Genomic DNA, 16231 nt, shown 5'->3' on the forward strand with positions numbered 1-16231 from the left:
CCTCCCCCTTTTCAGTTTGAATTCCAAATACAGGCTTATCGGTCAGGTGCTTTGTGTCAAAAGGGTGCTCGGAGTTGCAGGCAAAAGTTTGTTACGATAAACACAAACCTCCTCATGGTATGTCAAAAAATTTCTCCATTTATCTCAACGCACAACTGAATAAGGTCTTGTCTTTTGTGACAAAAATCTAATGTCGTGTAATGACAAACTTTTGTGTCTCTAAAGTACAGATTTAAATTAATTCTGTACAGCCCGATATATTTACTTGCACCTGTGTTTCTTGTAAAATAACTCAGTCTTTCTTCATATTAATGTTTGTTTCGCAACTTTAAGATTTTCTTAACAAAAACAAACCCTTTCTCAGCAATCCGAGAAAGGGTTCCGTTCTAACACTTTCATTAAATTTTTGAGATTACTGTTCCCCCTGCATCATCAGATGCGGTGGCAGCTTAAATCCGTAACGGATGGCCATGCTCTGAACAATGACACCCTTTAAAAACACCATCTGATTGTGGTAAATATGGCACCGTTCCAGCATTTGATTTAAAGCCGCCAGCAGCATGGTCTCACCCATCGCTTCATTGGCCTGACTGTCCTTTAATTTATAGCGCCCCACGCCCAACTTGCCCGGTTGGATAATCTGCGGCCTTTCTATGGGTACACCCATCTCCTCCAATTCTTTCAAATAACGGTAAATGTGGCGCTTACTGACTCCACATACATTTACCAGGTGCTGGAGAGTTACCCCTCCTGCCTGAGTGCTGTCCCTCAGTTCCCTTAGTACAATCCCCAGGTTGGCCTCATGATTATGCTTGCCGCGTTTCGCCGGCGCATTTAGAATATCCGGTACTTCCAAGAGGACATCACTCCCCTAATACCTGAGATTGCCAGATGATTAGGTTAAAAAGAAGAAATACAGGTAGACAGTTGAAATAACGACAGAAACAAGCATAAGAGGAAAGGCCACTTTCATAAAACCGACGAAAGTCCACTTAACGCCACGCTTCTCTGCCATGCCGGCCACCACAACGTTGGCAGATGCGCCGATAATGGTGCCGTTGCCGCCCAGGCAAGCACCCAGGGATAAAGACCACCAGAGCGGGTTCAGGTCGGCAATGCCGCCCAACCTGCCCATTTCCTGAATTAACGGGATCATGGTGGCCACAAAGGGAATGTTATCCACAAAGGCCGAGGCAATGGCTGATAACCACAGGATTAACATGCCGGTGGGCAGCAATTCGCCCCCGGTCAGTTTCAGCGACTCCCTGGCAATCCATTCAATGACCCCCACTTCCTCCAGACCGCCCACCAGGATAAACAGTCCGGCGAAGAAGAAGATGACGGGCCACTCAACGGCTGCCAGGGCATGCTCCGGATCATCACCGGTAATTAAAAGTAAAAGGGCCGCCCCCCCCAGGGCGATGGTAGCCGATTCCAGGTGAACGTACTGGTGCAGTAAAAAGCCACCAATGGTTAAAGCGATGACAAACAAAGATTTCTTTAACAATACCGGGTCTTTAATTTCGTTTTCCGGGTTTAAATCCATAATGTTTTGCTTTAATTCTTCCCGTACAATCAACTGTTTTCGATAAATCATCTTAAGGAGAACGACTGTAACTGCCATAATCACAATAATGACCGGTGTAAGATTAATCACAAAGTCCATAAACCCCAAGCCGGTGGCAGAACCAATCATAATATTCGGGGGATCACCAATGAGTGTTGCGGTTCCGCCGATGTTGGATGCCAAAACTTCTGAGATCAAAATGGGGCTGGGGTTAATTTCCAGTGCCCTGGCAATGGAAAAGGTTACGGGCACAATCAACAAAACGGTTGTTACGTTATCAAGAAGAGCGGACAAACAGGCTGTAATGACGGATAAAGATACCAAAATGGCCAGCGGCTCACCCTTACTCCTTTTAGCAGCCCAGACCGCAAGATACTCGAAGACACCGGAATTTCTGGCAACACCTACGATAATCATCATGCCTACCAGCAGGCCAATGGTGTTGAAATCAACCGCTTCTACCGCTTTTTCCTGATGGAGTACGCCTCCCAGGATAATGACCATGGCCCCCAGGAGCGCAATCACCGCCCGGTGAATCTTTTCCGAAATAATAACGGCATAGGTGATTAAAAACACCGCTGTGGCAAAAATAACCTGGCTGTTTGCTTCCACAATGTATCCCCTCGCTCGTTAAATGAAATAGGACAAATTTCTGATACACCTGGCAGCTCCAGGTGTATCAGAGATGGGGTGCTATTTAATCAGCGCTGACATGCCGATCAAAGGCCAGTAGGTAAAGGTCATCAAGACCAGGAGGCAGAGAATCATGGCACTGGCGGGAATACCGGTCATAAAGAATTCACCGGTGGTAAATTGTTTGGACTCGTAGGCCATGGCGTTTGGAGCGGCGCCGATCAGCAGCAGGAAGGGCATCCCGGCCATAGCGGTAGCGCCGTACAAAATCAATTCAGGGTTGACTCCTAAGTATTTGGCAATGACCAGGGCCACGGGCAAGGTGATGGCAATGGCCGCCACGTTCATGATAAAGTTGGTCATGATCAGCACCAGGAAACAGATCCCCAGTACAAATACCAGCCAGTGAGCATTTACCAGCATCGCCAGCCACTTAACGGCAATCCATTGAGCAGCGCCGGTTTTCCACAGGCAGAAACCAATACTCATGGCGCCGGAGAACAGCAGGACGATGTTCCAGGGAATTTTCTTCTCCAAGTCTTCCACTGTCAGTATATTCGAGAGGAAGAACAGTAATCCTGCAGCCAGCAGCGGAACAGAACGGTCCATGGTTTTTAAGGCGGGAATAATTGCCTGCAGCACAAGCATGGTCAAAGCACAGAAGACGACAATGCCAACGAAAATCTCTTGCTTGCTGACAGGTCCCAGTTTGGCATATTCGGCACGAGCCTTTTCCCGTAAGCCGGGAATCTTGGTTTTTTCAGGTTTGTAGATAACCAGCAGTAAAGCCCAGACCAGTAAAACCGCTGCCCAGCCAAAAGGGGCCAGGTGGGTGGTGAATTCAATAAAGGATACGTCAATCCCGGTAAATTCCTTATAGAAACCAACCGCCGCGGGGTTACGGGCGCCGCCCAGCAGGGTACAGATACTGCCCGCACCAGCCGTATAGGCCATCCCGATAAACAAAGCCTTACCGAACTTGGTGGGCCTGCCGTCGGAGTTTTCGCCGTAAAGGGCCAGGATGGCGACCAAAATCGGGAACATGGTGGCGGCTACCGCCGTATGGGCCATAATGTGGGTTAATAATGCCGTTACGACAAATACCCCTAATAAAATCTTCCGGGTATCTTCACCGACCACATCCAACATTTTATAGGCGATTCTCTTGGTGACGCCGGCCTTGGTAAATGCTAAACCGATCAATAGGGAACCTAAAATAAACATGACCGTGGGATCCATAAAATCACGGAAAGCATCCTTGGCCGGACGAATGAAAAATAAGGCCTGGAAAACACCGATGGCAATACTGGTGACACCGATGGGGGTCACTTCAAAGACCCACCAAATACCTGCCAGCAGGAATAAGCCAATGGCTGCCTTACCTTCCTGAGACAATTCAAAGGCTTTTCCGGACGGGTCCACAGCAGGACCGAATTGGGGAGCAAAATAAAGCGCTAAAAACAAACCTAACCCCAATAATATAAAGAAAATACGCTTACTGTTTTTGTTCATCCTACCACACCTCTCTCTTTCTTTTTTCACTAAGGTGCTTGCTTATGTTTATAGTAGTGTAAACAAGGCAGTTCTTGAAAAATCAATCCTGCCGGTAACCCACCCCCTTCCGGTGAAAATAAAAAGACCAGCGACCAATCAAGCAGTTTCCTGCCCATTGATAACGCTGGTCTACCAACACCAAGGTTCAGCTTTGTGTAAGGCCTACCAACCTTTCAGAGATCCGACAACGCGAACCCTTGCAGCTTCATCAAACAAGAATTCAACCTGCCGGTTATCTTCTAAACTTTTTTCCAAATCGGCATCCAGGATAAAGACTTCGATATGTTCACCGGTTCTGATACTGATATCCCCATGGCTGCTCATGACTTTGCACTGTGTAATCTCCCGGATAACGTCTTCGATTCGTTCAATGTACGTTTCTCTTAACTCCATTCTTAATTGCTTTACCAGAGATCTGCCCTTGCGAGTTCCGCTCACATGTTTTTCCTCCTTGGTCAGGACGCCGGTTGACCGGATGATCACCATATCCCGGCAGATCATTACCCTGGTACACTCCGGTCCCCGCCCAACGAGTTCTCTCTGGAACTTGATAAATTCATCGCATATGCGTTTTTCCATTGCGGACTGTGACATAAACCAGCCCCCTGTCTTTTATGACAACCGTTAAACTCCCTTATTGACAAATTGTTCTGTCATTGTGCTATTAGCGTAATAAAACAAGAAATTATTGTACAGGGCGATATTTCCTTGTTTTTGTGATTTTCAGCACTTGTACTCTCACAATTGCCCTTCTGCTCATGTTTCCACGGGAATAAATTTTTTTGTCACTACTGACTACTCCTGATAGCATTGAAATTGGCGGTTTAAAGAGTCCCTTTGTCAAATAAAAAGCCCCTGATTTGTCAGGAGCGTTGACATCTTTCTTGTATTTTTTATATGGCCGTAGGCGCCAGGGATCTGCCCAGGAAAAACAAACTTTCCCTTTCACTTTGTTCTTCTTTCAAACCGTCCAGACTTACATAGTTCTCGCAGCGGGTGGGAATCACCGAAATGTCCGTCAAAATCATATAGTCAATTTCCTTGGGCGCCAGGCGTTTTACTTCCGTTTCCGCATTCTTGATGGCTTCTTGGATGATGCTGCCGAGGTGCAACCGAATTTCACAGGTTTCCTTGTTGGCACATTTGCCGCACTTAGAGGTTCCGTACATTTTTCTACCCCCTTAATCTATACTGTGGCCGAAACGAAAAGGCCAGCACACGCGCGCGGAAAAATCTCCGTACACTGTGCCGGCCTACCCAATGCCAAGTCTTCCTTCGCACCTTGTCTGCCCAACATTTTTAAACATTGCAAAACGAGGTGACATTTTGCTTTGTCTTAAAATAACTGTTACGTGAAATTTTGTACAGCTTCATTCAAGTAAGATATTTCTATTTATCTCCTGCTATCTATATCATACAATTACTTATCTCAATTTTATGAAGCATTAAAAAAGCGGTCCGCCAGGCCGCTTTTTTGTTACGAACTCTTTACTTATTTTATTTTCGTACTTGTAATGACGAAAAATAATTCAAAAAGATTTTTTAACCTTCTGGATTGTTATAATTAATTAAAAAATGTATAATATTTTTTTATTTTATTACCATGTTACTCCCGGGTCTCGAATTATGCCTGGACAGCTCTTTCCTGCGAGCTGTAGCTGACATTACGTACAAAGGAACTGGCTTCGTCCAGGGCTTTGCCGGAAGTGGCGAATACTTCATCATCTTCCATAAAGATATTGTCTTTGCCCACGTGATCAACAATGTGCATTTTCTCCAGCATTTTATAGATTTTCGGTGTAACACCTGACATCATGACTCTCTTGTTACCACCCAGGGCCCTGTTAATGAAGGCCTCAATAACCTCCAGGGCAGTAATGTCGATCACCGAAACACCTTTAAAACGGATCAGAAATACCTGGGAATCCGAATAATTATCCGTTAGCTTCTTTTCCAAATCGGAAGCAGAGCCGAAATAAAGGTTGCCTTCCAGTTGGAAAATGGCAATGGAGGGACTCTCGCCGTTAATGGTCTGCTCCACAAATCTCCCGTCACTGGCTCTGACGGGAGCCAGGGTTTTCACGCTGGCCACGCCGGAGTCTTTCAGATAGAGGATCAGAGAAATGGCCACACCGGCGTAAATGGCCTGTTCCAGTTCAGGCGCAAAGATGGTGGTTAGCATGGTTACCAGCAATACAACGGCATCATTGCGGTTGGTTTTCAACACTTTCACCAGGGCCTTCTTGTCAATCATGGAATAAGCCACCACCATGATGACCCCGGCCAGACTAGCATTGGGGATATACCTGGCAAAGGGTGCAAAGAAGATTAATACCAGCAGAATGATGAAACCCACCAGCACCCCGGACAGCCTGGTTCTGCCCCCGTTCTGGTAGGTGATGGCCGAACGGGTGAAGGAACCGGAACCCGCAATACTGCTTAGGAAGGCGCCGCCCATGTTGGCCATGCCCTGGCCGATAAACTCCTGGTTGGGGTCGATTTTTTGCAGTGTTTTGGAGGCAATGGCCTTGGAGATGGATACCGCCTCCACCAGCCCGATAATGGCAATGACCAGCGCCCCGGTGCCTAAATCAGCAATGGCTGAAGGATTAAAATTGGGCATGCTGAAAGGTGGAACGGCCTGGGGAATTTTCCCGACCACTTTTACACCGTATTTTTCCAGCCCCAGGACCATCACCAAAATGACCGAGAAAATGACCCCCAATAACGCACCGGGCAGGTTTTTATTAATCCTTCTGCAGATCAGGATGATCGCAATGGTAAAGAGTCCGATGCCAAAGGCAACGTAGTTCATTTTATCAATGTTTTGGAAACAGGCGACCACTTTATCGATACTGGAAAGATGCCCCTGGGGCAGCTTGATCCCCATCAGGTTGTTGAGCTGTCCCATGGCAATGATAATACCGGCGCCGGCGGTAAAGCCTACGATAACTGCGTGGGATACATAGTTGACCAGGGAACCCAGCCGTAACACACCCATTAAAAACTGGATGGCGCCCACCAGAAAGGTCAGTAAGAACAGGTTGGCAAAGAAATTATCCTGCCCCACAAAGGGCACCATGTAAGCTGCAATGAGCAGAGAAATGGCGTTGGTGGGCCCGGTGGCCAGTTGGTGGGAACTGCCGAAGGAAGATGCGATGATGGTAAGGACAATCCCCGAATACAGGCCGTAAGCCGGGTGGACACCGGCAATCATGGCGTAGGCCATGGTTTGCGGCAGAGCGACCACTGCTACGGTAAGCGCAGCGATTAAATCAAATCGAAAGTCCCGCTTATCGTAGTTCTTTAAGGTATCCAAGATCGGTACGTACTTTAAAATGTTCATAACGATAGCCCCCAAAGATCAATTTAGTTAAAGACAAGGTGCTGTAAAGAATACGCTGCTTCGTTTGCTTGTTTGTGAAACAAAGTGCTTCCCAAGTTAGTTTTATACCAAATGTGCTTGAACATTTCATGATCAACCGGTTAACTTGTTGGAATAAGTCTTCTGTAAATCCTTCAGCAGGTACATGTCATGCATAATCGCGTCTCTGAAAACAGTTCAAACGTACATTTCTTCCGAAAAACAACCAAGGTTCATCTTCCTGAACTTCTTTTCGCCACCCCCTCTCTCATCAATGAATTCTTTAATAACTAACTAGAAATTTACTACCCTGAACACAAAGATTGGTTTTATCCAGTTTTCTCAACCAGTTGGCATGAAGAAGGGCTTTGCAATTCTCCAACATCCTGTGCCTGAGCCAACCGGGTTCGACAACCTCAATTTCGCTGCCCCATTGCGTCAGTAAACCGGTCATTTCCCGGATCCTTTTGGTCTTTAATTGAACGTTAAACCAGCCGTCTTTTTGTTTTTGTTTGGCAATAATCTCAGCGGCCAAACTTTGTGTAACATTGCTGATTACCCTGGCGGATACCCTGATCCTCACATCCTCGTAGACCCCCACCGACGGATCAGAGATAACCAGTGTCTGCCGGCTCACAGTAACCGCATCATCATGATCAAATGCCAGGATGGGAAGGGTTAAGGGTAAAACCACGCCCAGCTTGTTCATCCATAAACGAATTAACAATTCTTTGATAAAGGTTTTTGCAAGCAGGATTTGATTTTTTTGTTTTTCCAAGTCATCCAGCAGATTAAGCAGCGGCAATTCTTCGTGATGTTCCGAATCAGGTTCCTTCAGGGTGTAACCGCCGGAACATTCTGAATCATGAGAAACCGTCTTTAGAATTTCGTATCCCAAGCTTTGCAGTTCTCTGAGATAGCGGTAGATCTGCCTGGTGCTTACCCCGCATGCCAGGGCCAGGTACTCCAGCGAGACACCGCCTTGATCGCTGTGCTGCCGTAATTCTTTTAATACGATTTCCAGATTCCAGGAATGATTGTGTTTTGCTTTTTTAAAACGATTTTTATCCAATACCATCACTCCATTCACCGTCAATGGTAGAAATATCGGACTATCTTTGCCTCGCCCCGGGCAAAATCCGTTTGCGCAGACACGAGAACTTGCAGGATCTTAAATCTCTCCTCCACTTCCATACCCCCAAGAACCCCCATAGCCCCCTGCAGGCCGCCCGGAAGGTATCCTTCCCTGATCAGAGGGAACAGCAGCATGCCGGCCATGACCACATCCCTGTTAAGGTGAGGATAGCCGGTACACAAATCGCCGGCTGCAACCGCCCTTTGCACAACCCCTTTCAATTTTGCCGACCTTTGAATGCCGGCATGGTTTGTCAGATGGCTTATTAATTGCCGGAAAAACTCGTTGTTTGCTGTACCTGCTCCTGTGCCCTCCGGGTAAGACAAAAAGCTCATTTCTCTCGCCCCCTGTTACGACAAGGCATTGGCCTCAACCAGTTCGCTAACTTCCTTAAAGATTTCAACCGTCCTGACCATGCCAACGATATGACCCTTTTCCTCCACCGGGATCAGTTCCAAATCCTGGTCCATCAGCAAGTCAATGGCGTCCAGAATACCGTCCTCTACATTGACCCTGATCTCCCCCAGCGGCCTCATAACCTCTTTCACTTTCTTGCCGGCCTGGAAAAGACATAAGCGAGTAAAGGTACTTTCCCAGTAGTTGGGTCCTTCGCCGTGTGTTTTTAATGAAGCGATAACATCTCGAAAACTTAAGGTTCCAACCAATTTTTTATGATTGTCAAACACCAAGACCGACCGGTGAGCCTGCGACCCGGCTGTACACCCCGCAAAGAAAGTGCTTTTTAAAACAAACATGGCATCTCTCAGGGAGTTTTCCAAAAAAACGGTTGCATAATCCTGGATGGGCACCATAATGTGTTTTACTTTTTTTTCTGCATGTTCGGGCATCCAGTACTCTCACCCCTTGTTGAAACCACCATACGACCTTGCTTACTGTGTAACCGTTTAATGGTTCTCTTCCTCTTCTTTTGCCAGGGAAAAAATTTTTTCATTACTTCCACGATCACTTTACTGGTCTCAATTTCATTATGAATATTGCAGGAATCAAATTTCTCCTGAACCCATGCCGCAAATTGAGCGCTGGTCATGCCCCATTCCTCCCTTTGAGAATTAAAAATTGACTTGTTCCATAGCTCTCCGGAATAATTGCTTGATTACAAACAAATACAAGGACCAGAAACAAAAATTTTGCTGAACTATGTATAAAATCAACCATTGCTCATTTAACACTTTTAGCCATTATGGTATAATGAATTGAATTTTTCTTAAGAAGTATCCTTTTTATTCTCTCTTACCCCCACTTACAAGCAAAAACCATGCCACTTATTTTTGGGGTTTTTCCTAGCTAAACAATAAACTAACTGTATGTTTCATACACATACACTTCGGGATCTGTTGTGATACTCCGTTATCATTCGCAATCTCTTATTCTACGTACATTTGTGCTTGTTGTAACAAACCAACTGTTCTGTATGATTTTATACACAGCAACCTGCAGCTGTTTGTTAACATGCATTAGGAGGTGATTGCTATGTTAAGGATCTTTAAAAATACATCCTTTGCCACTCAAATTATGGTCACTGTTTCGGCCATCTTATTAATTCCGATCCTGGTCATGGTTTATGACATCTTTTTTTCCGGGGCCAAGGATGAAATACTGTTAAAAACAAAAGAAGAACGACTGGGAACCATGGTGAAAACCACTGTCCGGGAATTAAATGAGTATCTCAACCAGGCACAGGGCGACAGGTTTGCGGCCTCATCCAACAACGTGCATGTGCTGGCCGGCGCCTTTAAAAAGTCTGCCAAGCCGTTGGCCGATGCCAACCCGGGAGTCCGCCTGGGTCTCTATATTCCTGAAACCAAAGACCTTTACGTTTATGGTTTTTTACACCAGTACCGGCCCCAAACACCGGAGGAGAAAAAAGCAAGGGAGCAGCGAATTTTAAACGAGGCTTCCTCCGGCATTACAGCCGTTACCGCTACCAAGGAACCCTTATCCCGAATCACCGGTTCCCTTGGAGATCAGACCTTTGAATACCTGATGCCGGTCATGCATAAGGGCCGACTGGTTGCCATTGCCTGGGCGGACGAACAGGTGCACCCGGTCTTTGCCCAGAGCAGGCAGTTCAGCCTGGTCGCCAGGTACCTTACACTTTTTGGTTTGATCTTCGGTCTGGGAGCGGCCCTTTATGTCATTCACAATTTGGCTTCCGAAGTACAGGTGATAAAAAAAGGCCTGCTTGGTATGGAGGAAGATATTGAAAAAAGACTGCCGGCCATGCCCGGCGAAATTGGTGAAGTGGTACAGGCCATCAATAACATGGCGGATTCTCTCAAGGAAAAGAAAAGACTGGAAGAGGAATTGATGCGTTCGGAGAGGTTGGTTGCCCTGGGCCGCCTGGTGACCGGTGTTGCCCATGAGCTAAGAAACCCCCTGGGAATCGTGAAAGCAACGGTGCAGGTTATGGAAGGTGAGTTTAAATCCCTGCAGGAAATAAAGGAATATACCCGGGTTATTTGTGAACAAATCGACCGGGGAAACAAAGTGGTTCAGGAATTATTGGATTTTGGACGTCCCAGTAAACCGATTGTCAGTCCCACAGATTTAAACGTGCTTTTGGAGTCGGTATTAACCTTTACCTATCCCATGCTAAGACAAAATAAGATTGAGCTGGAGAAAAGTTTTGCCTCTGCATTACCCCCGGCAGCCATCGATGCGGACAGAATCAAGCAGGTCTTTGTTAACTTGATCTTAAACGCCATCCAAGCCATGCCGGGGGGCGGCAAACTGACGATACAAACAAGGACGGATAAGGATACCGTACAGGTCTGCTTCACAGACACCGGGAAAGGAATTGAACCCCAGGACCTGGCCCGTATTTTTGATCCCTTTTACAGCACGAAGGAAGACGGTTCCGGTTTGGGCCTGGCCATCAGTCACCAGATCGTTCACCTGCACGGGGGGAAAATCTGGGTCACCGAAACCTCTTCGGCCGGCACCACCTTTACCGTAAGTCTACCCCAAATCCAACCCGAAGGAAGGGAGTGCTTTCAATGAACAAAATACTTGTAATTGACGATGAAGAGCATATGTGTTGGGCCTTGGAAAAGGGGTTGCGTCAGGAGGGCTACCAGGTGCTCACCGCCACCAGGGGCAAACAAGGATTGGAACTGCTCCGAAAAGAGATCCCTTCCCTGGTGATTCTGGATTTAAAAATGCCGGAGATGGATGGTTTGGAGGTGCTGGTGAAGGCAAAGGACTTGATGCCAAAGCTGCCGGTCATCATGATAACAGCCCACGGCACCATTGACACAGCCATTGAGGCCATGAAACTGGGGGCAGCGGACTACATCACCAAGCCCTTTGATTTGGACGAGTTGAAATTGGTGGTCAGACAGGCCTTAATGGTCAGCCGGCTGCAGGAGGAAGTTACCTTTCTGCGTTCCGAACTGAGCAAAAAATACGGTCGTATTGTTGGGAACAGCCAGGCCATCCAGGATGTATGTACACTGATGGAAAAGGTGGCAGACAGCAACGCCACCGTATTAATCACCGGTGAAAGCGGTACCGGCAAGGAGGTAACCGCCCTGTCCATCCACCAGCTCAGTTCCCGCCGGGACAAACCCTTTGTACCCATTAACTGTGCCGCTTTGCCGGAGTCTTTGCTGGAAAGCGAGCTGTTTGGACATGAAAAGGGGGCCTTTACCGGCGCCGTAGCCCGTAAATTGGGACGCTTTGAACTGGCCAACCACGGGACATTGTTCCTTGATGAGATCACCGAGATGCCCCTTTCCATGCAGGTTAAACTGCTGCGGGTTTTGCAGGAAAAGCAGTTTGAACGGGTGGGGGAACCGAAAGCATTAAGGTGGATGTGCGGGTTATCGCCGCCACCAACCGGGACCCCATGGAGTGCATCCGAAAAGGAACTTTCCGGGAGGATTTATATTACCGGCTGAACGTCTTGCCCATCCACCTGCCTCCCTTGCGGGAAAGAGCGGAGGATATTCCTTTGCTGGTCATGCATTTCCTGCAAAAATTTAATCCTTCCCAGGAACAATTTATGTCTCCGGAAGCGATGGGACTTCTTACATCGTACGAGTGGCCCGGCAACATCCGGGAATTGCAAAATGTTATTGAAAGGGCCGTTATCCTGTCCCAGGGGCATGAGATTAAAGCCCATCATTTACCTAAAGAAATACAAAAGACCGACACCGGTAAGAGTGAAGCCAGTCAGGGTCTGATTATAAATTTCCCCGATCAGGGCATTTCCTTTGATGAAGTGGAAAAGGAATTGATTCTTAAAGCATTGGAAAAAAGCGGCGGCAATCAAACAAAGGCCGCCCAACTTCTTGGCATCACCCGTTCGGCTCTGCTTTACAGGGCTCAAAAATATCAAATTAAACTTTAAAGCAAAAGCACAACCCTGAATGGCAAGGGGTTGTGCTTTTTTACTGCGGTGCACACTCCTGCGGCAGTTTGTCATGGCGGATTCCTTTGTAGCTGGGGTGCCGTAACCTGCCGTCAGGGCTGATTTCACTGAAGGTCACTTCGCAGACCAATGCCGGTTGAACCCAGGTGGGCTGCCTGATTTCCCCCCTGGGCGGCGCAAAAACAGGGGACGGGAGCTCCAACGGTTTCAGCAGTTTTAACAGCCTGTCCTCTTCGTCCCTGGTAAAACCGGTACCTACCTTTCCCATATAAATCCACTTTCCGTCCTGATACCCTGCCAGGATGAGGGCGCCCAGGCTTCTTTTGCCCTCCCCCTTTTCCCAACCGCAAATGGCCCACTCCGCGGACTGCACCAGCCGAACCTTTTTCCAGGCAGGGGATCTTTTGCCCGGCAGATAAGGGCTGTCCAGGCGCTTAGCCACCATGCCTTCCAAGCCGGCGGCAGTCACTGCCCGGTAAAAGTCAACGCCGGATCCCACCACATACTGGGAAATGATAAGATCCGGACCTTGCTCAACGATCTCCTCCAATAGTTGTTTTCTTTCCCGGGTGGTCATGCCCATCACATTTTCTCCCGCTTTGTACAGCACATCAAAGGCGATAAATGTGGCCGGGATTTGCCGGGACAGCCTTTTAACTTTAAGAGCATCAGAAATCTTACCCCGGGTCTGCAGCGCGCTGAAGGACGGTTTGCCGTCCTGGAGGATGACAATTTCCCCGTCCAAAACCGTTGGTTTCTCCTTTGCCCTCAAATGCAGTCCCTGCAGCTCCGGAAATCGCGGGGTCAAATCCAGTTGGTTGCGGGAGAGCAGCGTGGTCTGATGGTCCAGATAGGCCAGTCCCCGGTAACCGTCCCACTTTATTTCATACAAATAGTCAGAGCTGTCAAAGGGATGAGTTTGCACTGCCAGCATGGGTTTCAGTTTAGGCAGTTGTTTATTTATTTTTTCCGCCCCCTTTCCATACCGACTGTTTTAAGATGCCGTTGCCTTTCTGCCTCTGGTGCCTTTCCTGGTGCCCGCCTCTTTTTTCTTTTTGTCCCCTCTGTCCTGTTTCACCAGGTCAATGCTGGCCTTCAGGGCGGACATCAGGTCAACCACTTTGTCCGTCTGCGGTACAGGGGCCACCTCCCCCCCTTCTCCTGCCACTTTGGCTGAATGACTTCCATCAGTTGCTCCCGGTAGTCGTCGGTATACTTCTCCGGCTGAAACTCCGCAGACAGGTTGTTGATTAGATTTACCGCCATTTTAAGCTCGTTATCGTGGACATCCACTTTATAATCCAGTTCCGGAATGGCGGCCGGTTTTCTTACTTCATCGGGATAAAACATAGTGCTCATGGTCAAGACTCCGTCTGCCACCCGTAGAGCCGCCAGGGATTCTTTGTTCCGAATGACCACCTTGGCCACCGCCACTTTACCGGTTTCCTGCATGGACTTTTTGAGCAGTTCATAAACCTTTTGTCCACCTTCACCCGGCGACAAGTAATAACCCTTATCATAAAAAAGGGGATCGATGTCTTTTAAATCCACAAAATCAACAATGTTGATGCTGCGGGTGTTCTCGCCGGGTAAATGCTCTAAATCCTCTTCCTTCATGATGACATATTTACCTTTTTCGTACTCATAGCCCCTGACGATTTCCTCATTGGCCACCTCTGTATCACAATAGGGACAGTAACGACGGTATTGAATGGGTGTCTTGCATTTTTCGTGCAGGTAATTAAATTTAATATTTTTCTTTTCCGTGGCGGCATACATTTTCACCGGCACATATACCAGCCCGAAGCTTACGGCACCTTTCCACAGGGGTCTCATGCTGACTTCACTCCAGTGTTTTTTTGTTGTAGTATGCCCGTTCTTTATTGATCAAATTTACCGGCCGGTGTCCAAAAAGAACAACCACCTTTGACAAATGTCCTGCTAAAGACCAGCTTGTCTTCTTTCAACAAAAAAGCTCACGCCGATAACCCCAACAAGGTTATAAACGCGAGCCTGACGGCCTTTTTAGTTGAATCAGCAACACAAAGAACCCGAAATTTAAAGAAACTTCCTGTTTCCTTTTTCTCCGTCAAAGGTAAACAGGGCAGGTTTGTTGTCAATCCTGGTTTCCAGATGGACCGGCCTGTTCCAAAGTTTATGCACATGGACCAGCGTCTTCTCCAAATATTTGATGTCCAGTTCCCTATCCTCAAAGACGTGACGCAGATACAGTTCCCCCCGTTTGCCATAATCCCCGTCTTCCACCATAATTACCGGGAAACCGCAGTTGGTCATGCTGTGAACCAGGTGATCCCGTACCTTTTCCCAGTTTTTTTCGATGATTTTCCAGTCGTGCCCGATTTTGCGGTATAAATATAAATCCAGTTCCTCCACCAGTTCCTTTGTCAGGTAATTGCGGAGGAAGGAGATATCATTATCCATTTCCCGGATCTCAAATATTTTTTCCCGGCCGGCCCCTTCACCAAATTTCTGGTCCCAGCGTTTCTCGATATCCTCAAACATTTTAAGGCCCAACAAATACGGGTTGATGTTGTTGCGGGAAGACACGATGACTCCTGCGTGCATTTTGGCAAACTCAATGGCTTCTGCCTCCGTTAGCTCCATTTCCCGCATGATTCTTAAATGCCAGTAAGTGGCCCAGCCTTCGTTCATAATTTTCGTCTGCATCTGGGGCCAGAAATAAAACATTTCGTCCCGTAAGGTGGAAATAATATCCAGGTGCCATTCTTCCAGCTCTTTGGCATTCTCCATGATAAACAGCAGGAGATCCTTTTCCGGCTGCTCCGGCAGTTTGGCACGTTTGTTTTTGCATCCTCCCTGGCAGCCGCAGGCATGGGCCGGTTTATCCAATTCCCACAGGTCGTCATAGGGTGTTTCGGGTTTTTCTCCACAGCAGCTTTCTTGCTTGCCGCAGTTTTTCTGCTGCCGTTTAATCATCCGATGGGGGTCGATGTGCTCCTGGACGGACATCACTGCATCCAGAAATGCTTCTACCTTATCCTGACCGTGCACCATTTCATATTTGCGAAATCGGTCAGCGGCAACCGCCATGGATTCTATGATATCCTTAGGGTTGGTATGGCTGAAATACACATTGTTCTTAAAAAATCGCAGTGGGCCAGCACATGGGCTGCCACCATCTTGTTCTGGATGATGGTATTGCCCTCCAGCAGGAAAGCATAACAGGGGTTTGAGTTTATCACCATTTCATAAATTCTGGTCAAGTTGTAGTCATACTGCGTTTTCATCCGGTGGTATGATTTGCCTAACCATTCGTAAAGTATAAAATCAGTATAGTTTTCCTCGAAGCCGGGTGTATTTGCTAAAATAAAAATTGACCACTAGGAGGGTGTTGAAAAAACCCCTTTAAAACCCTAATTTTACTTCTTTCAAAAAATAAAATTTACATTAATTAACAGTAGCGACCCACTTTTTTAGATTTTAAGACGAAAACTAATATTTTTTGGGTATATTACCTCCCATTTTCCAGTATTTGTCATGCAATTGGGCGCACTTATCTTATAATCGCAGGTAATGGCTCTTTGGCAATTTGTTCCATTGTTA

At 47.2% G+C, this 16231-nt stretch carries 12 protein-coding genes and 3 pseudogenes; 2 read left to right on the top strand and 13 right to left on the bottom strand.

Going from position 1 to position 16231, the window contains the following annotated elements; translation table 11 throughout:
• Positions 1 to 412: 412 nt before the first annotated feature.
• The 10 genes from P378_RS05680 to P378_RS05725 form a co-directional block, all read right to left on the bottom strand.
• Entirely contained in the window at positions 413 to 856 is a 444-nt protein-coding gene (locus tag P378_RS05680; protein ID WP_099082570.1) for an HTH domain-containing protein, read from the bottom strand.
• A 39-nt stretch (positions 857 to 895) separates the two neighbouring features.
• Positions 896 to 2179 (bottom strand): ArsB/NhaD family transporter, encoded by a 1284-nt coding sequence (locus P378_RS05685; RefSeq protein ID WP_099082571.1) that lies wholly within the window; start codon positions 2177 to 2179, stop codon positions 896 to 898.
• Positions 2180 to 2260: 81 nt separating this feature from the next.
• Positions 2261 to 3712, bottom strand: a complete 1452-nt coding sequence (locus tag P378_RS05690) for an SLC13 family permease (RefSeq protein ID WP_099082572.1) — start codon at positions 3710 to 3712, stop codon at positions 2261 to 2263.
• A gap of 204 nt (positions 3713 to 3916) precedes the next feature.
• Positions 3917 to 4348 (bottom strand): Na-translocating system protein MpsC family protein, encoded by a 432-nt coding sequence (locus P378_RS05695; protein WP_099082573.1) that lies wholly within the window; start codon positions 4346 to 4348, stop codon positions 3917 to 3919.
• A 299-nt stretch (positions 4349 to 4647) separates the two neighbouring features.
• Positions 4648 to 4923: a hypothetical protein gene (locus P378_RS05700; RefSeq protein WP_099082574.1), complete on the bottom strand. Its 276-nt coding sequence runs from the start codon at positions 4921 to 4923 to the stop codon at positions 4648 to 4650.
• Between the two features lie 455 nt (positions 4924 to 5378).
• Entirely contained in the window at positions 5379 to 7100 is a 1722-nt protein-coding gene (locus P378_RS05705) for a SulP family inorganic anion transporter (RefSeq protein ID WP_099082575.1), read from the bottom strand.
• Between the two features lie 301 nt (positions 7101 to 7401).
• Complete coding sequence (locus tag P378_RS05710; RefSeq protein ID WP_099082584.1) at positions 7402 to 8190, bottom strand: WYL domain-containing transcriptional regulator; 789 nt, start codon at positions 8188 to 8190, stop codon at positions 7402 to 7404.
• 20 nt (positions 8191 to 8210) lie between these two features.
• Positions 8211 to 8588, bottom strand: coding sequence for a hypothetical protein (locus tag P378_RS05715; RefSeq protein WP_099082576.1), 378 nt, complete (start codon positions 8586 to 8588; stop codon positions 8211 to 8213).
• A 15-nt stretch (positions 8589 to 8603) separates the two neighbouring features.
• Positions 8604 to 9101: a CBS domain-containing protein gene (locus P378_RS05720; RefSeq protein ID WP_099082577.1), complete on the bottom strand. Its 498-nt coding sequence runs from the start codon at positions 9099 to 9101 to the stop codon at positions 8604 to 8606.
• Entirely contained in the window at positions 9074 to 9301 is a 228-nt protein-coding gene (locus P378_RS05725) for a hypothetical protein (protein WP_099082578.1), read from the bottom strand. Before P378_RS05725 ends, P378_RS05720 begins: the two co-directional genes overlap by 28 nt.
• Before the next feature lie 443 nt (positions 9302 to 9744).
• On the opposite strand from P378_RS05725, the gene P378_RS05730 reads away from it, so the two are divergent.
• Both P378_RS05730 and P378_RS05735 read left to right on the top strand, forming a co-directional pair.
• Positions 9745 to 11274 carry an ATP-binding protein gene (locus tag P378_RS05730; RefSeq protein ID WP_099082579.1) on the top strand — a complete coding sequence of 510 codons (1530 nt, stop codon included), beginning with the start codon at positions 9745 to 9747 and terminating at the stop codon, positions 11272 to 11274.
• A pseudogene (locus P378_RS05735) lies at positions 11271 to 12625 on the top strand (sigma-54-dependent transcriptional regulator). The gene P378_RS05730 and the pseudogene P378_RS05735 overlap by 4 nt, the downstream one beginning before the upstream one ends.
• A gap of 40 nt (positions 12626 to 12665) precedes the next feature.
• Here the strand turns inward: P378_RS05735 and ligD are convergent.
• The 3 genes and pseudogenes from ligD to P378_RS05750 all read right to left on the bottom strand — a co-directional run.
• Positions 12666 to 13580, bottom strand: a complete 915-nt coding sequence (gene ligD / locus P378_RS05740; protein WP_099082580.1) for a non-homologous end-joining DNA ligase — start codon at positions 13578 to 13580, stop codon at positions 12666 to 12668.
• A gap of 60 nt (positions 13581 to 13640) precedes the next feature.
• Positions 13641 to 14482: pseudogene (gene ku, locus P378_RS05745) on the bottom strand (non-homologous end joining protein Ku).
• 222 nt (positions 14483 to 14704) lie between these two features.
• Positions 14705 to 15933 (bottom strand): annotated as a pseudogene (locus P378_RS05750) (SpoVR family protein); the annotation flags it as partial.
• Positions 15934 to 16231: the final 298 nt, after the last annotated feature.

The sequence above is a fragment of the Desulforamulus profundi genome (genome assembly GCF_002607855.1).